This window comes from Sphingomonas sp. 28-62-20, from assembly GCF_002281505.1.
This window is the reverse complement of sequence record NZ_NCGH01000083.1, coordinates 1-1,060: the sequence shown is the minus strand read 5'-3', so window position 1 is coordinate 1,060 and position 1,060 is coordinate 1. Positions and strand designations below refer to the sequence as shown.

At 60.9% G+C, this 1,060-nt stretch carries 1 protein-coding gene; it reads right to left on the bottom strand.

What is annotated here, in order from left to right:
* Nucleotides 1-1,060, bottom strand: a 1,060-nt coding sequence (locus B7Y43_RS20205; RefSeq protein WP_374133442.1) for a hypothetical protein, incomplete at both ends; no start/stop codon positions are given.

Below are 1,060 nucleotides of genomic sequence, written 5' to 3'. Positions count from 1 at the left end.
GTAATAGAGAGCAAAATACTCACCTGCGGCAGACGCCATGTCGCCGGCCGAACCGAACAGGTCGAAGAGGTTCATCTTCGCGCTGAGGCTCAGACCCTCGACCGAGGTGCCGAGCAGGCTGAGCGTGCTGCTTACCGTCTCGATGCTGGAGGCGACGCGTACCAGCATCTCGAAATAGCCTTCACCGACCTTCTGGAACTGCTCGAGCCCTGGCACCGCAGTCCGGGCGAGATTATCTGCGGCAGCCCCGAAGACAGCGGTCAGCTTCTCTTGGATCTCGGCGCCGGTCAGTCCCTTCAAATCGATCTTGCCGATGTTGACCACAAACCCGGAAAGGCGCGACTGCACCTCGCCAAGCGACATTCCCAGCGGGCCGGCAGCCGCCGAGATCGCGCCGTAGAAGCCTTCGAAGATCAGGCTGAACTGTCGCTCGAGTTCGGCGTCAGCAGCGGTGTACTGGGTGGAGTAGCTCGAGCCGGTGCTGATCCCGAGGAACTTCTTGGTCTTCTTGATGTCAGAATAATAGCTCGCGTCAAACCCGCCCGACATGATCGATCCGACCGACTGCGCGCCGCCATAAATGCCCTGGCCAACAATGCTGGTCTTGGTGCCAAACAGAGCGCCTGCGATGCTGCCAAGGACCTTGCCGAGACCGCCCAGCAGCTTGGCGCCGAGAAAGCCAATGGCAGCGCCAATCGGCCCCGCGATCGCCATCCCGATGCCGGCACCAATCAGCGAACCTGTCTTGCTGCTGGCAAAGTTGGAGATGCCAGTCAGCATCGAATTGGCCGTGCCCAAAAGTCCGGTGAGTTTGGTGCCGGTCTGGATGCCGGCGGCAGAGCCTTCGATGCCATTGGTGCGGATAATGAGGTTGGTGAGCCCGCCAATGTTGGCCTCGATGCTTTTCAGCGATGCCAGCATGGCAGCGGAATAGCGCATGGTGAGCGTGTCGACCTCGCGCAGATGGTCGATGGCTTTGGCAATGCTCTCCGATTTGGCCGCGCTATCCCCGAAGACCGTGCTGGTTCCATCATTGGCAGGCGTGGGCTTGGCACCGCCG